Raw genomic sequence first — 21,081 nt, 5'->3', positions numbered from 1 at the left:
GCCGCATTCCTACCGCAGCCGCAGAAACACGAGCAACGGTTATGACCGTTGCTAGGCTCCCGACATGACCTCCTTCGTGGCACAGACCCGCGCTCAGGTCCTCGCCGGCGAGATCGAGCAACAGATCCTCGACCGAGAGTTCAAACCCGGCGAACTCATCGGCACCATCGATGCACTCAAGACCCGCACCGGCTTCGCTCGCTCGACCGTGGCCGAAGCGATCCGCATCCTCACCGATCGCGGCCTCGCCGAAATCCGGCCTGGGCGCAGCGGGGGACTGTTCGCGACCGCCGCCGGCCCGATGGTCCGCATCCGACACACGCTGCTCGCTGTCACGGACGCTCCAGCTTCGGTGGCCGAGGCGGTCGCCGTTCGTGAAGCACTCGAAGTGCTCATCGACGTGGACGCCGCCGAGCACAGGACCTCGCGGGACATCACCGCCATGCGCAAGCTCGTGCGACGGCTGCAGGTTGCCGCCGGCCGAGGACGTACCGAGTTCCTCCTGGCCAACTGGGACCTGCACGAACGGATCGCGCAGATCTCGCCGAACCAGACCGGGTCAGCGCTGTACCTGTCGATGATGCGGTTCGTCCGCGAACATGCCGTGGCCGCCCGGCACGACGACGATCCTGTCTCTGCTGCCACCTGGCTCAAGGATCGCTTCGAGATCCATGAAGAGCTCGTCGAAGCCATCGTTTCCGGAGACGTACCCCGGACCAAGATCGCCGTCGAGCAGCATGCGGGTCTCAGCAACTTCTGAACCTCAGCGACACAGCTGACTCTGCGCCACGGCGTGGTTCTCGGTACGGCCTGGGAGGTTCGGCTCTGCTGCGAAAGCCAGCAGCCACCACGACGGGCTCCGTGCCGTCAGAGCGACATGGCGTCGTTGAACTGGCGAGTCGCTTCGATCTCGCGGGGACGCAGTGCGTCGCGGCGCTCACGGGCACGTGCGACATATGCCTCTGGGCTGTCGGTTTCGAGGACGACGATGGTCTCGGCGATGAACTCATCCAGCGGCATGGCCCTGGGGTCCGTGAGGTTGACATCCATCAGCGGGGTGCGGGTGTAGGGCGGCGCGATCTCCACGACGTCGACAAACGTCTCCTCGAGCAGATGTCTGAGGGAGAGGGTGTAGGAGTGCAGACCCGCTTTGGTGGCGCTGTACTGAGCGGACGTTGCGAGCGGTGCATATCCGAGCATGGACGTCACGTTGATGATGGTGGCGGTCGGCATCGTCTTCAGGTGATCTATCAGCGCAGAAACCATACGTATGGGACCGAGGAGATTCGTCGACACGATGTCGGCGAGTTCGGCGTCCCGCAGGGGTCCGGTGATGTCGTCACCGACCATGATGCCGGCGTTGTTGATCAGCACATCGAGGGTGCTGTGCCGGGCCAGGATTGCGGGCACGACCGTGGCGATGCTCGCGGGATCAGACACATCCAGCAGGAACGAGGTCATCCCCGGGTGTGTCGAGGTGACCGCGTCGAGGGCCACACCGCGTCGACCCGCGATGATCACCTGGTTGCCACGTTGGTGCAGCTCGTGGGCCAGCGCACGACCGATGCCGGATCCGCCGCCGGTGATCAGGATGGTGCGCCCATCGAGTTTCATGGTGATTCTCCAGGTGCGGCCGTGGGGTTGTCGGTGCGGAACTGTTCGAGCTCTCGGCGGACGTACTGCTCGAAAGTGGTCGGTGCCCGGCGCAGTAGCCAGTTCAGCACGTTGGGGTTTCCGACGAAGTCGTGGCTGCTGTATCTGGTGGAGATGGCGCGGAGCATGCGCGCCTGGTGGGGGAAGGCAGCTGGATCCGCGTCGCCGAACCACGCGGCCAAATAGGTGTCGGCGTCGATCTCACGGACCTCGATCGGTTGTCCCAGTACGGAAGAGATGATGGCACCGAGTTCGTGCGCTGTGTAACGACCCGGCCCCGCCAGCTCATACGTCGCTCCGACATGAGCAGCCGCATCGGTGAGTACCAGTCGTGCGACGTCGGCCACGTCGGCGAGGTCGACCAGGGACTGGCGCCTGCTCAGTGACCAGGAGAGCTCGAAAACCCCTCGCTCGAAGGCCGGCTTGAGTTTGAGGGGCAGCATGTAGTTCGACGGTTGCAGGATGGTGAATTCCAACCCCGACGACAGCAGGTGTTCCTCGACGTCGCGTTTGATCTCGTGTTGGACCAGATCGGTGGTGATGGCGTGCAGGACCGAACTGAACACGAAATGGCCAACGCCCGCCTCGCGTGCCGCATCCACCAGGCCCATCCCCATCCGGCGCTCCAGCGGGTGGGCGGTCGGTCCGACGTGATAGACGCTCCGGACTCCGCGTACCGCCTCGACCTGGACCCGTGGATCGCCGAGGTCGCCGATCAGGACCTCGCTCACTCCGGCCGATCGCAGGCGCCGGGCGGAGGCTTCCGATTGCACACAAGCACGGACCTGCTCGCCGGACCGGACCAGCTTCGGGATCAGCTGCCGACCCTGGTTGCCGGCCGCAGCGGTCACCAGGATCATCGGTGCCCGGCGGTGATGAATCGTTGCACCAAACGCCCTATGCCGTCGATCTCGGTGGTCAGGACATCTCCGGGCGTCAGAAACCTCGGAGGCTTCCTGGCCGCTCCGATACCCGGCGGGGTGCCGGTGAAGATCAGGTCTCCGGGCAGCAGTTCCACGATCTGGGAGAGCCTGCTGACGAGTTCTGGAATCGAGAAGATCAGCTGTTCGGTGGATCCGTCCTGAACGGTGGTGGTGGAGCCGGCGGAATCGGTGATGGTGCAGGACAGATGGAGGCGAGCCGGATCCTCGAACTCGTCAGGGGTGACCAGGAAGGGCCCCGTTGGGGCAAATCCGGCGAAGGACTTCCCGACGCTGAACTGTGCGGGTTCACCCTGCCATTGGACGGTCCGCTCTGAGATGTCCTGCCCGACGGTGTAGCCGGCGATCCGGGCTGCGGCCTCGGGTACGTCGATGTGTCGGCCGCCCTGACCGATGACCACGACCAGTTCCGCCTCCCAGTCGACCGTGTCACCGGGGAGCTCGACGTCGGTCTGCGGGCCGGTGACAGAGGAAGCGAACTTGGTGAAGACCAGCGGTTGCTGCGGGATCGGAAGACCTGCTTCCGCTGCGTGGTCGGCGTAGTTCAGTCCGATGCCGAACACCTGTCGCGCACTCGGCGATGGCGCACCCAGCCGGCTCGGATCGAAGGCCACTGCTGCTGTGGAGTGACGGACGTCCTGACGGGCGGCCCAGGTGGCGAACTCGTGCCACCGTGCGTACACGGCCGCGGGATCGGCCTCGAACGTCGAACTGCTGGTGGTCTGGACGTCGACGGCGAGTGGACCGTCGACCAGGTTCAGTCGGCCGGCGATGTTGGCGATGCGCATGTTGTTTCCTTCAGCTCGTCTGGCGGCCGCCGCGCGCTCAGGGTGTCGCGGCGGGGGTCTTCGGGGGGTTGAAGCCGCGGAGTGCCGTTCTGATGATGTCCCGCGGGTGGCACTCCGATCGGTCGTCCGTGTCGGGTGCGGACGGCTGGCCGACCCAGGCGATGTGTTGGTCCGGCCGCACGAGCACCGCCCTGGTTCCGTCCACTGCGGCGAAGTGGTTCTGCTGCGGATCCACCTGCATCAGGGGGACCCCGAGCTGTGCAGCCGCTGTGACCAGCGGCCCGGCCGCCTCCGCTGGACCGAGGACGGTGAATTCCGGGCCGAGCAGGTCGTACAAGGACTGCCCATCCATCGATCGTTGGTGCGGCAGCCTGTTTCCCGGTTGTACCTGGGGTTGGTAGATCTCGGTGCTGGAGGAGTGGGCCGCCGGATCCGGCCCGTAGGTATGGCCCAGGACCAGACCCAGGCTGTAGAACTCGGAGCGCTTCACGCTCTCGATGGCGGTGGCCGCAGCCTCGCGAGCGGCTTGGCCGGGGAGGCCGGCGGTGGTCATGGCCGGGTTCCCGAGTTCGATCGGCAGTGCCCGCATGTTGACGGCGGCCAGCTCGATGGTCCGTTCGGCCACCGGGCGGCGTTCGGCTTCGTAGCTGTCCAGGAGCTCCGGTGGTGCCCAGCCGTTGAGCACCGCTGCGATCTTCCAGGCAAGGTTCACCGCATCCCCGACCCCGGTGTTGAATCCGTGGCCACCCCACGGCGGATTCTGGTGGGCCGCGTCACCCACCAGGTAGGCGCCGTCGCGGCCGTAGGAGTCGCTCAGCAGCAAGCGCGCCTGCCAGGGGTCGGTGGCAATGATCCGGACATCGATGTCGTCGCCGACCAGTGCTCGGACCAGTGCGGCTGCCTCGTCGTCGTCGGCGATCGATGCGGTGCCGGTGGCGATGGCCCACCAGGTGCCGGCCAGGTCAAGAGCGCCCACGACGCCGGGAGCGGCGGGATTGAGCACCCAGTGATGCACGGCAGGCGTGCCGGAGAGCCGGTCTCGGAGCTGCTCGGACCGGAACGTGATGTTGACGTTGGGTCGACCGCCTGGTGCACCGACATAGTGGGCCCCCAACGCCTCCCGGACGACGCTCCGTGATCCGTCGGCGCCGATAAGGTACCGGAACTCGATGTCGTCGGACTCACCCGACCCGTCCAGCACCCGTACCTGGCGGCGGTCTCCGGCCAAGGTGATCGTGTTGGCCTGCCACCCGAACAGGGTCCGCACCAGGGGTTGCTCGGCGATCACTGCTCGGAGTGCCTCCTCCACTACGGGCTGGGTCACCTGTTGCGCGGACTCGGACGTGAGCGGGGAATCGATCAGTTCCAGACCGAGGGTGTGGCTCATCCGGGTGACCTCTGCGCCCAACACCGTCGTGCAGAAGCGGATCTCGTGCGACCACGCTGCGGGGAGCGCGGCTCGCCGCCGGATCTCTGCTGCCACCCCCGTTCGCCGGAACAGCTCCATGCTGCGCGCGGACGTCGTCTTGGCCCGGGGCCGTTGGTGGTCAACGACGACGCGGGGTTCCAGGACCACACTCGCGACGCCGTGGTGCGCCAGTTCCAGGGCCGCGGTCAGTCCGACGGGACCCCCGCCGACCACCAGCACCGGGGTACTGATCATGCTCCGCTCACCGGACTCTCTCGCCGGCGATCCAGACGCCGCGGATGTCGCGAGTCGCGGCGATGTCGACCGTCGGATCTGCGGCCACCAGCAGGAGGTCAGCCCGTAAGCCGGAGCGGATCGCACCGCGATCGCTGAGCCCGAACCGGTTCGCGGAGACCTCGGTTGCGGCTCGGAGGGCATCGACCGGGGTGAGTCCCGCCTCCACCATCAAGGCGAGTTCGTCGTGCAGGGATTCGCCGTGGGGCACCCGAGCAGGGGTGGCCGGGTCTGCATTCGCGTCGGTCCCGGCCACGATGCTCACCCCGGCACGGTGCAGGGCCCCGACCCACGCCAAAGCGTTCTCGAAGGCAACCTCGGGCGGACGCACCGGAAATGGCCAATGGTCAGCGAGCGCCTTCATCATCGACAGGGTTGGAACGGCGACCGTGTCAGCATCCACGATCTGCTGCACCAATTCGGCGTCGGGTGCGCCGGCCAGCGGCGAGTGGGTGAAGACGTCTGCGCCGGCGGTGACGGCGATCCGGACGGTGTCCACGGTCGTGGTGTGCATGACGACCCGTCGACCGCCGGCGTGGGCGGCGTCCACCACTGCCGCGGCAGTGGTGGGGGAGAGCGGCTCGGGCTGCCCGGGGATCTGAGGCTCGAGCAGCACCTTGATGTAGTCCGATCCTTCCGCTGCCCGTTGAGCGACCCAGCCGACGGCGTCATCAGCCTCGGCGATCGCGATCCAGGCGGGATAGCCGAGCCGAGCTATGTGGGTTCCGGTCACCGGCCCGGCCGGAAATCCTGCGCTGCGCAGCGAGGTCCGACCCGTCTGGTCGCGGCATTCTCTGATCAGACCGGGGTCCTTGGCCCCCATGTCCAGGGCGGTGCTCACACCCCATCGGGCCAATGTGAGGGTCTGGCCGGGGTCGTCGATGTGGACGTGCCCGTCGATCAGACCTGGCAGAAGTACGCCGCCCTCGGCATCAACAACCTCGTCGTGAGCTGCTCCGGCGCGGGACTCGTCGATGAGCCCATCGATGATCCGCACTGACCGTGGCTCGCTCAGCCGGGTTCCGTCGAAGACTCTCGCGTTGGTGATCGTCAGTGCACGCACTCAGCTCACCAGACCTCGGGCAGGAAGATGTCTTCGGGAATGGTCGCCGGCAAATACTCGCCTGCCCGCGTCCGCTCGTGGATCTCCTGGAAGGACATGCCCTCCTCGCGAGCGAGCACGATCTTCTCCGGGTCGAAGAAGATCCCGATCGGGTTGGCGGCGAACTCCCGCGCGGTCGCTATCCACTCGCTGGACGCGGCCCAGTCGCCGAATCCGTCCACCTGGATCTCGACACCGTTGCCGTCGGGATCCTGGTAGTAGACCGACATCGTGATGCCGTGGTCCAGAGTGAGGAACGGCAGGACGCCGTGGTCCCGCAGTCGGATGTAGTTGTTGAGCCACATGTCGAACGTCGCGAACTCGAATGCAGTGTGATGGATCCCCGTTTCGTGACCCTTGTCGGTGGGATGCTTCAATCCCGGGGGGGACAGCAGCGCGATCCGATGGTTTGCCGCATCGTTGGTCATCCAGGACGCCTCATCGCTCTGGAAGACGGGGCGGAGCCCACACACCAGGCCGTACCACTGGACCATCTGGTCCATGCGGAGTGTGGTGAAGGTGGTGTGGTGCAGCTTCGGTGGGTTGACCGGGTAGTTCGTGGCCTTGTTCTCGGGCATCGATTCTCTCCTTCGAGGATTCAGCGGGCGGTGTCGGCGGATGTGGACTGCGTCGGGGGGTCCAGAAGATCCAGAGCGGCACCGACGATCGCATCGGGACCGATGCCGTGCAGCCGGTAGAGCTCTTGCAGGGTCCCGGTCTGGCCGAAATCGGTGACGCCGAGGTTGATGCTCGGCACTGCGTGCACCGTGGCGAGGAACGACAGGGTGTGTGGATGTCCATCCAGGACGGTGACCATCGGCACGGCTCGATCGGCCGGAAAAGCCTGCCACAGCACCGAGGGATTTCCGTCGCCGTAGCCGCGCACTGCACGCGATGCACGGTAGAGGCGATCGGCACTGGTGACACAGATGACGTCGGCGGCCAATCCCAGCTCTTGCAGGCGCGCTGCGGCGCTCAGCACCTCGGGCATGATCGCCCCCATGCCGACCAGGGTGATGTCAGGGCGCGGTGCCCTCCGGAGCGCATAGCCGCCGCCGACGACCTGCCGGCGACGTCGTTCACGGGCGGCGGGATCGACCGGCACTGCCGCCAACGTCTGATCGAGAACGCGGGAGGAGAGGCGCAAGTAGCTGGAAGATCCGTCCCGGTGTCCCAGGCGGCTCAACGCATCGAGCATGCACCACTCGACTTCGTGTGCGAAGGCCGGTTCGAACGCCACCACCCCGGGCTGCTCCAGACCGATGGACGGGGTGATGATCGACTGGTGCGCGCCGCCCTCGGCGGCCAGCGTGACTCCGGAAGGAGTTCCGACCATGATGGACTGCCCGCCCGCGTACACGCCGAACGACCACGGCTCCAGCGCCCGGGTGACGAACGGGTCGTACAGCGTGCCGATCGGCAGCAGGGTCTGGCCCCACCGACTCCAGGTGGATCCGAGCTCACCGAGCAGACCGACCAGATTGACCTCGGCGATACCCAGTTCGATGTGCTGACCACTCGGGCGCTCATCCCAGTGGAGCAGGGTTTCGGCGTCGTCGGCGAACCAGTCGGTGCGTGCGGCCGGAGACCAGACTCCTACCTTGTTCAGCCATCCCCCGAGGTTGGTGCTGGAGGCCACGTCCGGCGCCACCGTCACCACCCGGCGGGCTACGTCGGGGGCCAGGCGGGACAGGTCGAGCAGGAACCGACCCAGTGACTGCTGGGTCGAACTCCGGCTGCCGGGGGTGCGGCCGAAATCGGTGGGGACCACCGGCGGTGACGGCGGGGGGACGGTCGGTCGCTGCAGCCGGGCACTGACGTCCTTGCACACCAGATCCGCGGCCGATCCGGGTGTGAAAGCCCGCCAGGGGTCGTCGGTGTTCTCACCGAGCGCACGGGAGAGCAAGGACAGTTGATCCGAGGTGAGCAGGTTGGAGTGATTCTGCGGGTGTCCAGCGCTCGGCAGTCCATAGCCCTTGATGGTGTAGGCGAAGATGATGGTGGGGCGGTGGTCCTCGATCTGCTCGAAGGCATCCATCAAGCCCGCAATGTCGTGGCCACCGAGGCCGGTGATGACGTCGTGGAGGGTCGCGTCGGCCACCGTTGCCAGCAATTCCTTGATCGCCTCCCGCCCTTCGTCGGCGCCGGGGAGTCGCTCGCGCAACTCGGCGGGAGAGCAGCGCAGCAGCCGCTGGAACTCCGGGTTGGACATCTCGTCGATGCGCCGCTCGAGCAGCTCGCCGCCCGGCCGACGGAACAGCTCTGTCAGCAGCCGGCCGTACTTGAGGGTGATGACCTGCCACCCGGCCGCACGGAACATCGCCTGCAGCCGGACGGCCGAGATGTCGGGCACCACGCGGTCCAGTGATTGCCGGTTGAAGTCGACGATCCACACAATTTCGCCGAGATCGGAGACCATCGGATCGAGGATCGCCTCCCACACGGCACCCTCATCCAGTTCGGCGTCGCCCACGATGCTGAACTGACGTCCGACGATCGCGCTCGTCACCGGTGGTGCCGCGCTGCTGACCGAGTGAGGAACAGTGGCCACGGAGGCCGCGTAGCGACGGGCTATCGCTCCCCAGAGAGGTGCCGTTGCGCCGATCCCGACGGAGCCGGTCGAATAGTCAACGGTATCGGGGTCCTTCGATCGGCTGGGGTAGCTCTGCAGGCCGCCCAGCGCGCGCAGCGTCTCGAGTTGCTCGGCACGCAACTCGCCCAGCAGATAGTTGATCGCATGCAGAACGGGGGAGGCGTGAGGCTTGACCGACACGCGGTCTGCTGCGGTGAGCTCGGTGAACCACAAGGCGGTCATGAGGCTGACCGCTGATGCGCAGGACGCTTGGTGGCCGCCGACCTTCAAGCCGTCCGGGTCTTTCCGGGCCATGCCGTTCGCGGCGTCGATGACAGCCGTGGAGATCCACAGGATCTTGCGCTCGATCTCCGACAGCACGTCCTGCTCGCCTGTGGACCGAGCTCGCACGGACGGATACACGGCCGCCGATTGCTCCGTGGGACTGTGCATCGCGACTCCCTCGTCGAAGATATACGCTATATCCTAGCCAGCGATCTGCGGGGTCGCAAGACTGAAGCATGCAATCCTGACGTCCTCGAAGGAGGTGGCCCCCGGTGGCAGACCAGCAGGTTCGATCCGTTCGACCGCAGAACAGTTCGGCGGTCGATCTGGTGACCGCTGAGATCCGGCGTGCGGTACTCACCGGATCGCTGGCGCCCGGTCAGCAGTTCTCGATCCGGAACCTGGCGGTCCAACTCGGTGTCAGTCACATTCCGATCCGTGAAGCGTTACGCCGATTGGAATCTCAAGGCCTGGTCATTCTGCGCCCTGCCCGGAGCGCCGAAGTGGCGTCCCTGACCGTGGCGGACTTGCAGGCCATCTACCGACTGCGATACGTGATCGAGCTGCCGCTGGCGGCCGCTTCGGCCGGCCATCACGACCCCGCACGCCGCGCAACCCTCCGGAGGCTCCTCGAGAGCAGCCGCGACGAGGATCCCGAACTCGCCTGGCAGGCGCACTACGACTTCCACGCAGCCTTGGTGCATCCGGCCGCCACTGCGTGGGACGACCGGATGTTGGAGACCCTGTGGACGGCAGCGGAGCGATACACCCACTTGGTGTTCGACCCGACCCAGATCACCGACGAGGAACGGGACCGGCGCCATCAGACGCACCAGTTGCTGTTGGATGCGGCACTGGGAGCCGACCCGGACGTCATGACCCAAGCTTTGACCGCTCATCTAGAAGCGAACGAGCGACGCATTCTCCGGCACATCCGCCAGTGGGAGCGCGCCTGACGCAAGGTATTGCTTGGATTCGGGACAGCATCTAGAGTCCGAGGATATATCGTAGCGAGGCACCGATAGAGAGGCGGAGACGACGATGCAGATGCCGGCGCTCGGTGAGATGGTATGACCGCGATGATCGGCTGTCTCCCGTGCGAGCTCGAGGACTCAGCTGCGGGTGCTGTGCTGTTCCGCGACGAACGGTGGTCGTGCGAGGTCGCTGCAGGCTATGAAGTGCCGGGGTGGTACATCCTGCGAGTGCGCCGCCACGCCGAGGGCTGGAACGAACTCACCGCCGACGAGCTTGCTGAGTTCGGTGGCCGCTGCGCCCAGCTCTCTGCCGCCATCAAGAAGGCGTTGGCCGTTGAATTCGTGTACTTCATGAGTTTCGGCGAGAACTTCTCGCATTTTCATTTTCTGGTGATTCCCCGCGGCGGGGACATTCCGCCCGAGTCGCGCGGCGCCGGCATTCTCAAGCTTCGCGACGCGCTGCGCGACATGCCGGCCGCCCTCGCGTCGCTGCAGCATGTGCGCGCCGCGCTGGATCTCCCACCTGCGGGCGCCGTCAGCCCTCCGAGCCCCGCATCATCTTGACAGGAGCCTGCCATGACTGCACCGACATCGTCGTCGACGCCACTCACCCACACGGTCACCGGAGCCGGTCCGGCCGCCGGATTCGTCATCAGCGGCCGATCCAACCGGCACCTCAGGCGGGCCGCACGCCCTGATGTACCGCTGGTCGTCGCGCTCCACGGAGGCACGTACACCTCGGAATACTTCGACATCGCCGGACACTCCCTGCTCCGTCGCGGCGCCGACCTCGACATTCCCGTCATTGCCCTGGATCGTCCGAACTACGCAGGGAGCAGCCCGTTGGAAACCGACGGGTCGATCATCGTGGCCAATGCGGACGTCCTGGGTGAGGTGCTGGGTGAGATCTGGGCCGAGTACGGAGCGGACACCAGCGGAATCGTTCTGGTCGGGCACTCCATCGGTGCCGCAGTCGTCACCGCCATCGCGGCCCGTCCGCAGAGCTGGCCCCTGCTCGGCATTGCGATCTCCGGTTGCCTGGTGTCGGTGCCTCAGCAGTCCCGCGCAGCGTGGGAGTCACTTCCCGACATTCCGATGATCGACCTGCCCACCCCGATGAAGGACCAAGTGATGTTCGGGCCCGCCGGCAGCTACGGCCCGGACATGCCTGCCGCCAGTCACCCGTCAAATGCGCTGGTGCCCAAGGCGGAACTGCTCGACATCACCGGCACCTGGATCGCCGGCCGTGCTGCGTTCTGTGCCGAGGTACCCGTTCCTGTCCATCACCGGCAGGGCGAGTTCGATCACCTGTGGATCACTGACCCAGGTCAGATCGACAGTTTCCGCACCGGGTTCACCGCCGCACCTTCCGTGGACAGCCGCATCCAGCCCGGTTCGGGCCACTGCATCGACTTCCACCGGGCCGGCGCGGCTTTCCAGGTCGGGCAACTGTCCTTCGCGTTGGAATGCTGCTTGACCTGAAGGCACCTCGGCTGAGCCTTCCCAGGGCAGCCTGTCGGGAGCCGAGCGGTCGGTGTCTGCGGCATGTCCCGAGAGTCTGCCTCCGGTCTTCGAGCAACCCACACCCCGCACAGAGGACAGCCCGCCCCCAGGCACGATTTCCTGTCACGAATGCTGTTCTCGCACATGTGGCGCGAAACCAGTCATGTGCCGCCGTCGGCCACGGACACATCGTCGACGCTCCACGCCTCCACGCCTCCACGCGTCGAGCGTCAGTCACCGCGGACCGACACTGCCGTCGAGCAGCCTGCGGGTCTCAGCAACTTCTGAACCCCGCCGACACAGTGCAACCGGGCTGGTGGTGGCCCACCCTCGAGCGGGCGCACCATCAGCGTCTGGCAGTTGATCAGTTCTCCTGTACCGGCAGTTGCAAGTAGGAGGCTCGGTCGCCTCCGGTGTGGATGACATGCGTTCCCGCGTTCGCGCCGACGTACTCGCGGATGCCTGGCATCAGGGTGCCGAGCAGGTTGCGGGAGCTGACGATGAACCGCAGCTGATCGCCGGCGCGGAAGAGCAGACCCAGTGGCAGCAGGTCGATCTCGATGTCGACGACCTGGCCGTCCGTGAGCTTCTCGACCCGGTCGAAGGTGTGGGCCGGGACGTCCGCCGTCGCCAGGGTCTCGTCGAGGTGTCGGGCCGATACGCGGAGACGGCCGTCGGATCCCTTGTAGCGCAGGATGGTCGCGCCGTGGTCGGTCAGGTCGTGAGCCATCGGGCTCCGGTTCGACACGGTGAAGGCCTGCAGCGGGGTGCCGTGGGCGTCGAGCTTCTGGATGAGTACGAACAGGTCCATGTCGTCTGCACCTCGGGCCTCGACCCACAGGTGTGCCTTCGGGTATCCCGCAAGCATGGTCTCCTGGTCGAAGCGGGTGATGAAGGAGGCAGCGGCAGGGTTCCCGTCCGCCTGGTATGCCACCGGGACCTCGGCGGTCGGAGCAGTGGTCGTCAGTGCCCGGGTGCGACCGTCGAGGTAGTACTTGGTCGACGTGACATCGGCGGGTGGGAACGCCTCGGCCGGCAGTGCCACCCGGTCGCCTCCGCCGAGGTCGAGCAGCGAGTAGCGAACGACAGGCGTTGTCTCCCAATCGTTGTCGACACCCTTGAGGTAGTGGTCGAAGAAGCGGCGGAGGTCCTCCACGTTCGCCTCGTCGTAGTAGTCGGGCCACTCCTGCGTGTTGTGGATCCGCAGCCACTTCTGTTCGGAGGCCATCCGGCGCCAGGCCCGGAACGTGCCGGCGGTGTGCAGGGTGTTGGAGTAACTGGCGACCACGTAGGCAGGCACGGTGATCTTCTCGAACGCGGGGATCTTGTTCTCCCACAGATCGGTCATCAGCGGGTACCGCTCGACTTCGGCGAGGATGTCCTCCTTCGAGTTCTTTCCGAAGAAGCTGCCGTCCTGCAGCTGCTGGGCGAAACCGGTGTCCGGCATCCCGCCGCGGAGGACGAGGTCGCGGTAGACGTCGCTGACACCCTCCCACGGGTTGATCGCGACCAGGTGCGGCGGCTGCTCGGCAGCGGCGAACCATTGGGCGACAGCCAGATAGGAGGTGCCGCTCATGCCGACCTTGCCGGTGCACCAGTCCTGGACGGCCAACCATTCGATGAGGTCGTAGCAGTCCAGTCCTTCCTGCCGGTCCCACAGCACGCTGTCACCCTCGGAGTCGACCACGCCGCGGATGTCCGGGTTGCAGACGGCGTAGCCCTGGGCGCACCAGTACGCCGGATCTGGAGCTTCGAACTTCTCCAGCCCCGAGACGATCTCGTTGCCGAGACCGACCAGTCCGAACACGCCCATCACACTGACCGAGCTGCCCTGACCCTTCCCGTACGGGCTCCACGCCACCAGCACCGGCACCGGCTCGGTGCCGGCCGGGCGGAACACATCGACGTGGATGGTGACGCCGTCCCGCAGCTGCACCGCGACGTCCTTGTCCAGGACGATGTCGACCGGGAGCGGCTTGAACTGGGGGGCCAGCTGGAACCCGGCCTCCAGGGTGCGGGTGCCCGGCTCGAAGGGGGTCAGCTGCCCGGTCCTGGGCGCCGGCAGCGGATGCGAAGCGGTGTACAGCTTCTGGTCGTCAACCATGACGTGCTCCTGGGTGTCGAGAGTCCTCAGCGGGCTCTGCTACATCCGAGAGTAGGACCGAACACGCAATAACTCAACAGATGTTGAGAAAACTGTGACTGGCAGTACCGTGAGGGGATGAAGTCATCCGGTGCGCCGCGGCCGTCCCGCGTCGGGCGACGTCCCGGAACTGCCAGCACCCGGGAAGCCGTGCTGGCAGCCGCCCGGGCGAGATTCGCTGCCGACGGGTTCGCCGGGACGACCATCCGCGGTGTTGCTGGTGACGCCGGAGTGGATGCATCCCAGGTCATGCAGTTCTTCGGCTCCAAGAACGGCCTGTTCGCTGCGGTGATGGAAGTGCCCGCCTCAGCGCTGCAGCGATTCGACACGGCTTTCGAGGGCCCCGACGAGCACCTGGGGGAGCGGGTTGTGCGCGCCTACCTGCAGGCTTGGGACGGACCTGCTGCAGAATCAGAACCATTGATGGCGATGCTTCGAAGTGCAGTCGTCACTGTTACCGCACGGGATCAGCTGCGCGAGTTCATCCAGTCCCGGTTGGTACACGGTATGGCTGGGCGCGGGGACGAGGCAATCCTGCGTGCTGGCTTGGCGGCGTCGCTGCTGATCGGCGTCGTGGTGGGTCGACGGGTGGTGGGCGTGCCTGCTCTGGTCGATGCCGAGATGGAAGTGCTGGTCCGAACTCTCGGACCCTCGTTCCAACGGCTGCTTGTGCCCGAGCCCGCACTGTCCTCGCCCGACCATGAGGCGAGTCAGTCGCGGCGCCGGGACCACCCGTGCGCTGATCAGATCAATGGCACGGGATCCACCGGGACCCGAGAGGACCCGCAGGGTTCACTGATGTGAAGAACGTGCTTCTCTCCGACCTGGGTTCAAGTCCCCCTGTCCGCAGGGAGCTACCGACAGCCGGCGGGTCATCAGGTGTCGCGTCTGATTCAGACGGCGGCGGGAGCGCGCGGCCGCGATCGGGTCAACGCTGCAGGTGATGTCGAGGCAGCCGCCGCAACAACCAACGCCAGCACTGCCAGTGCCGGAGTCAGCAGGGTCCACCAGGTCAGAACGGCGAACGGGAGAGTTCCGGCCGCGACCAAGAGCATCCGGACCGGACGCCGGACGGGCAGCCAGGCACCGGTCATCACCACCAGCCCGCCGATCACGCCGACGATGGTGGTGACCGGCGCCGCTGTCAACGCCATCATGAGCACGAACGCACCCAGCAGCGTCAGCAGAGCACTGAGCCAGTCGGAGGCGATGGCTGCCCGCAGGGCGTGCCGATCGCCGGCAAGGACGATGAGGACCGTTGCGGTGAGCAGCACGATTCCGGGCAGGTACCACAGCGATCCGACCGTGGTGAAGCACAGCAGCGCAGGGATTCCCAGACCGGCCGACACACCAGCTCGCCGCTCCGGTGACGGCAGGGTGGGGGATCGACGTCGACCGCCGACCAGGACCAGTGCACTGGCGACCGCGACCGCCCCGAGCATCATGGTCAGCAGGCCCAGACCGACCGGATCGGTCTTCTGCCCACCCCAGGTGCCGATCCGGCTGCCGAACGAGAGCTGGACGAGGCCGGCGAGGATGCCGAGAACACCGCCGGCGACGCCCAGCACGGCGGCCGACCGGTAGGTCCGCGTGGGGGTCATCGGATCACCGCGGCGAGTGTCCGTCGTGGGCTCGGCCGGCCGAGCCCAACGGGATGTCCGGCACGGAATGCGCACAGGCCGGCCAGCCCGGGCTCGCCGATGAGGGCATCGAACCGCGGCGCGAACGTAGCTGCGACCCCGATGGATCGTTCGCGACCGATGCGTTCGGTGATCTGGTTCATGTGTTGCAGGCCAAGCCCTTCGGCGGTTGCAGAAAGGTGTGTCCGCTGTAGCAGTCGACCACCTGCCAGTCGGGTCCGGACGTCCGAGGGGTCCGCGGCGAGCAGCACGCCGTAGGCCGCGGCGGTGGCGGTGTGTACGGAGCGAGTCTGCTCGAGCCAGAACTGGTCTCCGGCGACGCGCGAGGACGCGGGAAGTATCTTGCCGAGCGCGAGCGTGGTGTCGGTCATTCCCTGGCCGTCCAGCGTGAGCCCGTCGCGGAACCGATCGATGTCGTCACGGTCGTTCCGGAACCAGCCGAAGCCCTCGGCAGAGGACCTTTCATCGTCGACGACAGCCTGCGCAGCGTCGAGCATCAAGGCTCCCAGTGCTGCCTTCTCGCTGTCCGTGGTGAGCCAGCGAACCGTGAGCCCGGACAGATCGGCGGCCAGGTCGGAGAAGCCGGCCAACGTGGCCTCCGCCAGCGGCGTGCTCGTGTAGGGGCCGCGATTGCTGTGGCGGCTGCCGATGGCCTCGTGCAGGGAGGAGGATGCTGCCGGGCGGGTGGTCGTCGTGACGTGGGCCAGATGCAGCGGGTCGCCCGCGGTCGGCAGGAGTGTCACCGCGGGCTCCAAGCCGCGGGCTCGAGCGGCCAACACCAGGTTCTCCAGCGCGCAGCCGATGCCGACGTGGTGCTCCCGTCCGAAAGGATCCGTCTCCGGCATTCGGCGCGACTGGTCGGTGAACACATCCACGGTGGTGTCGGTGATCTCGAAGATCCACGGCTGTGTGTTGTGCGGGTTGGCCGCCAGGATCGCGGCGCCGACCGCACCCGTCAGGGTGGCATCTGAGCGCCAGTGCGTCCAGGCCTCGTACGGATCACCCGAACCCGAGTCCAGCACACCGTTGTCGAACACCCGATAGCTGAGACCTCCGGCACCCGCCACGACGATCGTCGCGCCGGCCAGACCCAAGCCCCTGAGCATTGCCCTCCTACCGATCTGCCGCTGCAAGGCGTCGTCGGAGGCCGGGTCGCCCGCAGCGGACGGCGGTGGAACCACGGGAGTCTGGACGGACACGGATACCTACCCTTCTCACCTGATCGGGAGGTGGAGCCACGGGGCCGTCTCTCGGATTCGACCAGCGTCGCACCGGCCGGCTGTCGCGCTGCAGAGCCAAAGGTCCCGTCCTCCAACAGGTTGCAGACGCCGCAGGACGGGACCTCTGACCCTGTCGAGCCCATCACGCGTGGCGTTCGCTGGGTGCATCCGGCCCACCCCCGGGGGAGACCCCCGATCGGGTGCCGCGAGATCCAGTCGAAAGGGATCGTCATGACCATCCATCCCGCTCAGCCCGCACCCGTGCTCACTGCCCCGGTGCGAGATGTCCCCGCAGGCAACAGGTCGACCGTCGCTGCTCCCGCCCGAGGTCCGGCCGGAACGGCCCTGGCGCTGCTACGCATCGGGCTCGGGTTCATCTTCCTCTGGCCGTTCCTCGACAAGCTGATCGGCTTGGGCTACAGCACATCCGGCGCGAAATCCTGGATCAGCGGTGGGTCGCCGACCAGCGGATTCCTCGGCCACAGCGACGTCGGCCCGTTCAGCGCCATGTTCCGCTCGTGGTCGGGCGCCGTGCTGCTCGACTGGGTGTTCATGCTCGGGCTGCTGGGCGTCGGTGTCGCCGTCCTGCTCGGCATCGGCCTTCGAGTCTCCGCCGTGGCCGGAACCGTGTTGATGGCCTCGATGTGGATCGCCGAATGGCCGCTGGCCCGCTTCACCGATGCCGGCGAGCCGTCCGGCTCGACGAACCCGTTGATCGACTACCACGTGATCTATGCGCTGGGGCTGATCGTGGTGGCTCTCTGTGGCGCCGGGGAACACCTCGGGCTGGGACGTCGATGGGCCGATTCGGACCTCGTCCGTCGCCTTCCGTGGCTGCGTTGATCAGATAGCCGGCGATCGCCGGTCGACCCACGGCCCCCTGGTGTTGCTCGACGAGCCGACAGCGGGTCTGGACGATGCGGCCGAGGCCCAGGTCATCACCGGCCTGCGGACCCTGCTGTCGGGTCGGACCGCCGTGATCACCACCCACCGCCCCGCAGTGCCGGCCCTCGCGGACGAGATCGTCGGATTGGGCCTGGTGACCGTGTGATCGCCGTGCTGAAGTTGTTGCGGCCGTGGTGATCTCGACTGGGTCGCCGCAATGGCCGGGATCGGGGGAGCGGCGTTCTCGGTGGTGCTCACCGGCACCGCCGGCTGGTTGATCGTGACGACGGCGGGCGGGGTGGGTGCTGACCCTGATGGTGGCCATCGTGATCGTGCGCGCCTGCGGGCTCGGGGACCGCGACCGGACGGTGGCCGAGATGCTCGGCGGGATGGACGATCTCGTGGCCACCGGCAGGGTGCCGCGAGCAGTGCAGGACGTCGCGATCCACGATGCCCAGCTGACGAGGATCAGCCGTGCGCGGGCGCTGTCGGCCGGGATCCGGGCGTCGCTCGCCCTCGCGCTGACCGGCGCCGGATCGGTGGCCGTTGTCCTGATCGGGTTTCCGGCCGTCCGGGCGGGACGTCTGGACCCGGCGCTGTTCGCCGTCATCGTGCTGCTGCCGCTGGCGCTCGGCGATGCCGTGCGTTCCGTCTGCTCGTCGCCTCGCTGGGGGCGCTGATCGCAGGGGCGGCTCTGGTGACGGCGGACCTGCGGCCGCCTCGACGGTGGTGTGGACCACCGGAACGCTGGTCGGACCGGTCGCTGCGATCGGATGGACGGTGCTCGGGTGGTTCCACCGTGGTCCGGGCGTGGACGTGCTGGCCGCGATGGCTCTGGCGGGCACGTTGCTGATCGGACAACCGTAGGCGGGCAACATCATCGCGGTGGTGGCCACCGGTGACCGCACGGATCTCGCCCAGCCCCCCGGGGAGCTCATCGGGGTCGACCTGGTGGCAGCGGATCTGGATCCTGCAGGGAAAATGGCAGCGGGAATCGGCGGATGCGCTGACCATCATGGTCGGCGACGGCATCAACGATGCGCCTGCGCCGGCCGCCGCGGGCGTGGGTGTCGCGCTGGCGGCCCGGGGCGCAATTGCGTCATCGGAGACCGCCGTCGTGCTCGCGGTCGATCGGATCGACGTCCTCACCGAGGCCATTGTGCTGGCCCGCCGGACCAGGACCATCGCCCGGCAGGCCGTCGGAGCAGGAATGGGACTCTCAGTGGCGGCCATGCAGTGGCGGCCGCCGGACTGCTCGCTCCCGTGGCGGGTGCCACCGTGCAGGAGGATCGACCTGCTCGCCATCCTGACGGCCCTGCGCAATCCGTGGCCCGGACGATCGCGACGCTCTTGACGGCGATCGTCCGGGATCGCTGATCACCAGACTGGCATCACGGCATCTGCACCGACGGCGGCCACCGGGGCCGGCGTCACGGTGACCTTGCCGTCCCCAACCACGACCACGGAACAGCGCGCGCGTCGCACGCACCCGTCGGACACGTAGCCGAGCAGACGCTCCTTGAGACCGGTGTACCCGCGGTCGCCCACGACGAGCAGGCGCGCGTCGCTCGAACGCGCGACCAGGGTCGACACCGGACGCCCGTGGACGCTCAGCGTGCGCACCTCAGGTGCCCCGTCGAACTCATTGCGCGCCTTCGCGACCTCGTTCTGCAACATGCACTCCGACCCGGTCCGCATCTCCGCGCCGTTGCCGAACACTGCATCCACCATCGATCGCGGATACCAGCAGTGCACGACCTCGACGACCTCCGATCGGCGCGCGCCCTCAGCCAACGCCCATCGCAGCGCCAGCAGGCTCTCGTCGGATCCGTCCACGCCGACGACGATGCCCGCCTGGGCCGCACTCGTGTTCACGCTCATGTCAACTCCTGTCATCCGGATCGGGGTCACGACGACCTCGTCACCGATGAGTCTCCGCACCCGGTCGCGCACCGACTAGGGCCGAAAGACGCATGCCGGCGCGGGTTTCGGGAAGAGTGAGAGCTTCGCGTCGACGTCCCGGACGCAGCCTCGCGAGAGCAGGGTCTTCGGACTCTTCACCGGCGCCTCGGTCGCTGCGAGTCTGAGGCAGGCAGGCAGGCAGTCCATCCCGAAGCCCCGAGGAGCACCGCATGAGGATCCGTGAGCTGGTCGAACCGTCCGCCACCTGTGACACCCGGAGCCATGGTGCCCTGATGACCGCCGACCGCACTGCCATGGCGCAGTCCACCTCCATCGATGCCGACCTGCAGAGCGCCGCCGCGGAGATGATCAGGCTGGGTACCTGCTCGCTGGTGGTGAAGGAGGGCGACGATGTCGTCGCTGTCATCTCTGCCCACGACCTGCTGCGTGCCGCGTTGGCCGATGACGATCGACAGCTGTGCATCGATCTGGGCGATCACCTGGTCCGGATGCGGGAGCAGCACGTCGCCGCCGAGCGCTGAGCCCGTCACCCCGCAGCGGGTCCGCCGAAATCGACGACGTCCGCGACGGGGCGGCGGGCGGTGGCCGGTGTCTGCCCTCCGTAGCCGAGACGAAGGACGACCTGCGGCCGCAGGGCACCCCCGATCAGGCGACGCAGCTCGCGGCATGTCGAGGGCACCTCGATGAGCTGGGACAGGAACGACGCGGTGACACCGTCGGCCGCGGCGCGCAGCAACACCCGCTGCAGGGCGGCGCCGGCCTGGACCTGCGCATGCGGGCCTTCCACGAAGGTCGCAACACAGAGCAGGTACGGGTCGGACTCGAAGTCCCGGCCCGGTGCCCGGACCACCCCGTTCCCACCGCTGAAGTCGCGGAGCACCCAGACGTCCTGTTGCTCCGGCAGGGGGCCTGCGGCCGTTGCCGGCACGCCGTCCGGCGAGCCGGCCGGGCGACCGGTCCACGACCGCCACTCCTGGACGAAAGCAGGATCGGCGTGCTGCAGTCGATGCGCTTCACCGACCAGAGTCCGCAGCTGCGACAACTGCTCCTCGGGGAACCCGACCAACCACGCGTGCTCCTCACGAGCAGCGTCGCGGAGAGCTGCGCGGAGCAGATCGGGAACCCGACTGTCGAGCATGGGTCGCCGATAGGTGTGGCGCAGTGCGATGGCCGCGACCAACCGTCGGGTCATCGGGTCGACGTGGGCCGGCTGTCGGCACGATACGGAGGCCACGTGCGACGGGTCCGCTGCGTCGGGGAAGAGCCGAACGTCGGGATGGACACCCAGGTTGCTCACCATGAGCCGCAGGTTGAGCAGTGCCGCCCCGCACGCCAGGTACACCGCCCGGTCGTCGGGATCGCAGATGCGCGGGCCGCGTTCGGGATCGGCGAACACCTCGAAGGATGACGCGGTGGTGCCGAATCTCCACGGCTGACTGTTGTGCAGGGACGGCGCCGCGACGGCGGCCCGCAGTACCTGCACCACCTGGTCTCGATCGAGGCGGCCGACCGCCCCCGACGGAAGCGGGTCTGCATTCATCGATGAGCCTCCCACGCGACGGTCCTGGCTGGACGGGTCCGGACGTCGAGCCTCCGGCGCCGGCCTCGCCGACGCCAGGGTCGGAAGACCCCCCCACGGCCAGGATTACGGGCGCTGCCGGCCGCTGTGGCGCGACGGATCCGGTCGTGACCTTCGCCTCTGTCGAGCGTGGCGGGGACGGCGGACGCTGAGGTCAGGGTGTGCGCCAGC

At 67.4% G+C, this 21,081-nt stretch carries 22 protein-coding genes; 10 read left to right on the top strand and 12 right to left on the bottom strand.

Annotated elements, in window-relative coordinates; translation table 11 throughout:
* The first annotated feature begins 64 nt into the window (after positions 1-64).
* A complete protein-coding gene (locus ABLG96_RS10940; protein ID WP_353647426.1) occupies positions 65-760 on the top strand; it encodes an FCD domain-containing protein in 696 nt (231 codons plus the stop codon).
* Positions 761-867: 107 nt separating this feature from the next.
* Here the strand turns inward: ABLG96_RS10940 and ABLG96_RS10935 are convergent, their stop codons facing one another.
* From ABLG96_RS10935 to ABLG96_RS10905, 7 genes are read right to left on the bottom strand one after another with little or no spacing between them, the layout of a single operon-like run.
* Positions 868-1,614 (bottom strand): SDR family NAD(P)-dependent oxidoreductase, encoded by a 747-nt coding sequence (locus ABLG96_RS10935; RefSeq protein WP_353647425.1) that lies wholly within the window; start codon positions 1,612-1,614, stop codon positions 868-870.
* Entirely contained in the window at positions 1,611-2,513 is a 903-nt protein-coding gene (locus tag ABLG96_RS10930; RefSeq protein WP_353647424.1) for an NmrA family NAD(P)-binding protein, read from the bottom strand. Before ABLG96_RS10930 ends, ABLG96_RS10935 begins: the two co-directional genes overlap by 4 nt.
* Positions 2,510-3,382 carry a fumarylacetoacetate hydrolase family protein gene (locus tag ABLG96_RS10925; protein ID WP_353647423.1) on the bottom strand — a complete coding sequence of 291 codons (873 nt, stop codon included), beginning with the start codon at positions 3,380-3,382 and terminating at the stop codon, positions 2,510-2,512. Before ABLG96_RS10925 ends, ABLG96_RS10930 begins: the two co-directional genes overlap by 4 nt.
* A 37-nt stretch (positions 3,383-3,419) precedes the next feature.
* Positions 3,420-5,045 (bottom strand): FAD-dependent monooxygenase, encoded by a 1,626-nt coding sequence (locus ABLG96_RS10920; protein WP_353647422.1) that lies wholly within the window; start codon positions 5,043-5,045, stop codon positions 3,420-3,422.
* Positions 5,046-5,052: 7 nt separating this feature from the next.
* Entirely contained in the window at positions 5,053-6,147 is a 1,095-nt protein-coding gene (locus tag ABLG96_RS10915) for an amidohydrolase family protein (protein WP_353647421.1), read from the bottom strand.
* A 5-nt stretch (positions 6,148-6,152) separates the two neighbouring features.
* Complete coding sequence (locus ABLG96_RS10910; RefSeq protein ID WP_353647420.1) at positions 6,153-6,764, bottom strand: VOC family protein; 612 nt, start codon at positions 6,762-6,764, stop codon at positions 6,153-6,155.
* 20 nt (positions 6,765-6,784) lie between these two features.
* Positions 6,785-9,211 carry a pyruvate dehydrogenase gene (locus ABLG96_RS10905; RefSeq protein WP_353647419.1) on the bottom strand — a complete coding sequence of 809 codons (2,427 nt, stop codon included), beginning with the start codon at positions 9,209-9,211 and terminating at the stop codon, positions 6,785-6,787.
* Between the two features lie 104 nt (positions 9,212-9,315).
* Between ABLG96_RS10905 and ABLG96_RS10900 the strand changes: the two genes are divergently transcribed.
* The 3 genes from ABLG96_RS10900 (at position 9,316) to ABLG96_RS10890 (ending at position 11,499) form a co-directional block, all read left to right on the top strand.
* Entirely contained in the window at positions 9,316-9,999 is a 684-nt protein-coding gene (locus ABLG96_RS10900; protein ID WP_353647418.1) for a GntR family transcriptional regulator, read from the top strand.
* 114 nt (positions 10,000-10,113) lie between these two features.
* A complete protein-coding gene (locus tag ABLG96_RS10895; RefSeq protein ID WP_353647417.1) occupies positions 10,114-10,581 on the top strand; it encodes a hypothetical protein in 468 nt (155 codons plus the stop codon).
* 12 nt (positions 10,582-10,593) lie between these two features.
* Positions 10,594-11,499: an alpha/beta fold hydrolase gene (locus ABLG96_RS10890; RefSeq protein WP_353647416.1), complete on the top strand. Its 906-nt coding sequence runs from the start codon at positions 10,594-10,596 to the stop codon at positions 11,497-11,499.
* Positions 11,500-11,884: 385 nt separating this feature from the next.
* Here the strand turns inward: ABLG96_RS10890 and ABLG96_RS10885 are convergent, their stop codons facing one another.
* Entirely contained in the window at positions 11,885-13,624 is a 1,740-nt protein-coding gene (locus ABLG96_RS10885) for a CocE/NonD family hydrolase (protein WP_353647415.1), read from the bottom strand.
* 117 nt (positions 13,625-13,741) lie between these two features.
* Here ABLG96_RS10885 and ABLG96_RS10880 point away from each other — a divergent pair, with 117 nt between their 5' ends.
* Positions 13,742-14,467: a TetR family transcriptional regulator gene (locus ABLG96_RS10880; RefSeq protein ID WP_353651339.1), complete on the top strand. Its 726-nt coding sequence runs from the start codon at positions 13,742-13,744 to the stop codon at positions 14,465-14,467.
* An 89-nt stretch (positions 14,468-14,556) separates the two neighbouring features.
* Here ABLG96_RS10880 and ABLG96_RS10875 read toward each other — a convergent pair whose 3' ends face one another.
* Both ABLG96_RS10875 and ABLG96_RS10870 read right to left on the bottom strand, forming a co-directional pair.
* On the bottom strand, positions 14,557-15,264 hold the full coding sequence (locus ABLG96_RS10875; RefSeq protein WP_353651338.1) for a hypothetical protein: 708 nt from the start codon (positions 15,262-15,264) through the stop codon (positions 14,557-14,559).
* Positions 15,261-16,502, bottom strand: coding sequence for a hypothetical protein (locus ABLG96_RS10870; protein ID WP_353651337.1), 1,242 nt, complete (start codon positions 16,500-16,502; stop codon positions 15,261-15,263). The genes ABLG96_RS10875 and ABLG96_RS10870 overlap by 4 nt, the downstream gene beginning before the upstream one ends.
* 252 nt (positions 16,503-16,754) lie before the next feature.
* Between ABLG96_RS10870 and ABLG96_RS10865 the strand changes: the two genes are divergently transcribed.
* From ABLG96_RS10865 to ABLG96_RS10850, 4 genes are all read left to right on the top strand, one after another.
* The gene (locus tag ABLG96_RS10865) at positions 16,755-17,366 is read left to right on the top strand and encodes a hypothetical protein (protein WP_353651336.1); all 612 of its coding nucleotides are present in this window, start codon (positions 16,755-16,757) and stop codon (positions 17,364-17,366) included.
* 40 nt (positions 17,367-17,406) lie between these two features.
* Complete coding sequence (locus ABLG96_RS10860; RefSeq protein ID WP_353651335.1) at positions 17,407-17,574, top strand: hypothetical protein; 168 nt, start codon at positions 17,407-17,409, stop codon at positions 17,572-17,574.
* 148 nt (positions 17,575-17,722) lie between these two features.
* Entirely contained in the window at positions 17,723-18,088 is a 366-nt protein-coding gene (locus ABLG96_RS10855; RefSeq protein ID WP_353651334.1) for a hypothetical protein, read from the top strand.
* Between the two features lie 218 nt (positions 18,089-18,306).
* The gene (locus ABLG96_RS10850; protein WP_353651333.1) at positions 18,307-18,762 is read left to right on the top strand and encodes a hypothetical protein; all 456 of its coding nucleotides are present in this window, start codon (positions 18,307-18,309) and stop codon (positions 18,760-18,762) included.
* A gap of 23 nt (positions 18,763-18,785) precedes the next feature.
* Here the strand turns inward: ABLG96_RS10850 and ABLG96_RS10845 are convergent, their stop codons facing one another.
* The gene (locus ABLG96_RS10845) at positions 18,786-19,289 is read right to left on the bottom strand and encodes a universal stress protein (RefSeq protein WP_353651332.1); all 504 of its coding nucleotides are present in this window, start codon (positions 19,287-19,289) and stop codon (positions 18,786-18,788) included.
* A 251-nt stretch (positions 19,290-19,540) separates the two neighbouring features.
* Here ABLG96_RS10845 and ABLG96_RS10840 point away from each other — a divergent pair, with 251 nt between their 5' ends.
* On the top strand, positions 19,541-19,852 hold the full coding sequence (locus ABLG96_RS10840; RefSeq protein ID WP_353651331.1) for a hypothetical protein: 312 nt from the start codon (positions 19,541-19,543) through the stop codon (positions 19,850-19,852).
* A 5-nt stretch (positions 19,853-19,857) separates the two neighbouring features.
* On the opposite strand, the gene ABLG96_RS10835 is transcribed toward ABLG96_RS10840, so the two are convergent.
* The gene (locus tag ABLG96_RS10835; RefSeq protein WP_353651330.1) at positions 19,858-20,871 is read right to left on the bottom strand and encodes a nitroreductase; all 1,014 of its coding nucleotides are present in this window, start codon (positions 20,869-20,871) and stop codon (positions 19,858-19,860) included.
* Between the last annotated feature and the right edge of the window lie 210 nt (positions 20,872-21,081).

Source organism: Nakamurella sp. A5-74 (assembly GCF_040438885.1).
Lineage (GTDB): Bacteria > Actinomycetota > Actinomycetes > Mycobacteriales > Nakamurellaceae > Nakamurella.
The sequence above is the reverse complement of the archived record's forward strand: the minus strand, read 5'-3'. Positions and strand labels throughout refer to the sequence as shown.

Bases quoted from the DNA above. Each gene is read 5' to 3' on its own strand.
- ABLG96_RS10940 (WP_353647426.1), top strand. From the start codon at position 65: ATGACCTCCTTCGTGGCACAGACCCGCGCTCAGGTCCTCGCCGGCGAG.
- ABLG96_RS10935 (WP_353647425.1), bottom strand. From the start codon at position 1,614: ATGAAACTCGATGGGCGCACCATCCTGATCACCGGCGGCGGATCCGGC.
- ABLG96_RS10930 (WP_353647424.1), bottom strand. From the start codon at position 2,513: ATGATCCTGGTGACCGCTGCGGCCGGCAACCAGGGTCGGCAGCTGATC.
- ABLG96_RS10925 (WP_353647423.1), bottom strand. From the start codon at position 3,382: ATGCGCATCGCCAACATCGCCGGCCGACTGAACCTGGTCGACGGTCCA.
- ABLG96_RS10920 (WP_353647422.1), bottom strand. From the start codon at position 5,045: ATGATCAGTACCCCGGTGCTGGTGGTCGGCGGGGGTCCCGTCGGACTG.
- ABLG96_RS10910 (WP_353647420.1), bottom strand. From the start codon at position 6,764: ATGCCCGAGAACAAGGCCACGAACTACCCGGTCAACCCACCGAAGCTG.
- ABLG96_RS10905 (WP_353647419.1), bottom strand. From the start codon at position 9,211: ATGCACAGTCCCACGGAGCAATCGGCGGCCGTGTATCCGTCCGTGCGA.
- ABLG96_RS10895 (WP_353647417.1), top strand. From the start codon at position 10,114: ATGACCGCGATGATCGGCTGTCTCCCGTGCGAGCTCGAGGACTCAGCT.
- ABLG96_RS10890 (WP_353647416.1), top strand. From the start codon at position 10,594: ATGACTGCACCGACATCGTCGTCGACGCCACTCACCCACACGGTCACC.
- ABLG96_RS10885 (WP_353647415.1), bottom strand. From the start codon at position 13,624: ATGGTTGACGACCAGAAGCTGTACACCGCTTCGCATCCGCTGCCGGCG.
- ABLG96_RS10880 (WP_353651339.1), top strand. From the start codon at position 13,742: ATGAAGTCATCCGGTGCGCCGCGGCCGTCCCGCGTCGGGCGACGTCCC.
- ABLG96_RS10875 (WP_353651338.1), bottom strand. From the start codon at position 15,264: ATGACCCCCACGCGGACCTACCGGTCGGCCGCCGTGCTGGGCGTCGCC.
- ABLG96_RS10865 (WP_353651336.1), top strand. From the start codon at position 16,755: ATGACCATCCATCCCGCTCAGCCCGCACCCGTGCTCACTGCCCCGGTG.
- ABLG96_RS10855 (WP_353651334.1), top strand. From the start codon at position 17,723: ATGGTGGCCATCGTGATCGTGCGCGCCTGCGGGCTCGGGGACCGCGAC.
- ABLG96_RS10845 (WP_353651332.1), bottom strand. From the start codon at position 19,289: ATGAGCGTGAACACGAGTGCGGCCCAGGCGGGCATCGTCGTCGGCGTG.
- ABLG96_RS10840 (WP_353651331.1), top strand. From the start codon at position 19,541: ATGAGGATCCGTGAGCTGGTCGAACCGTCCGCCACCTGTGACACCCGG.
- ABLG96_RS10835 (WP_353651330.1), bottom strand. From the start codon at position 20,871: ATGAATGCAGACCCGCTTCCGTCGGGGGCGGTCGGCCGCCTCGATCGA.